The sequence below is a fragment of the Actinospica durhamensis genome (assembly GCF_018139695.1).
Lineage (GTDB): Bacteria > Actinomycetota > Actinomycetes > Streptomycetales > Catenulisporaceae > Actinospica > Actinospica durhamensis.
The window spans coordinates 1-408 of record NZ_JAGSOG010000834.1; the positions used below are offsets into that span (position 1 = coordinate 1).

The 408-nt window shown below is 71.6% G+C and carries 1 protein-coding gene; it reads left to right on the forward strand.

The genetic code is table 11. The features are described from left to right. A partial coding sequence (locus KDL01_RS42450) for a LuxR C-terminal-related transcriptional regulator (RefSeq protein ID WP_212534345.1) occupies window positions 1–340 on the forward strand: 340 nt, incomplete at its 5' end. Between the last annotated feature and the right edge of the window lie 68 nt (window positions 341–408).

Here is a 408-nt window from a genome sequence, read left to right on the forward strand (position 1 = left end):
GCTGAAGAACACGGAGGCGAGGGACCTCGTCGCGGCGGTGCGCACGGTGGCGCGCGGGGAGGGGATCGTCGCCCCGGCCGTCACCCGGCGGCTGATCGCCGAGTTCGCCGCGAAGCCGGCCCGGCGGACGGAGGCCGACCCGGCGGTGCTGGAGTCCCTCACCCGGCGCGAACGCGAGGTGCTCTCCTGCCTCGGTGAGGGGCTGTCCAACGCCGGCATCGCGGACCGCCTCGACATGGCGGAGGCCACGGTGAAGACGCACGTCAGCCGCCTGCTGGGCAAGTTGGGGCTGCGCAGCCGGGTGCAAGCGGCCGTGCTGGCGCAGGAACTGGGGATCTGAGCCGAAGACGGTGTAGTGGTCCAGACCTATTGACCCGTGGTCCAGACCTTTCTATTCTCGCGGCACCG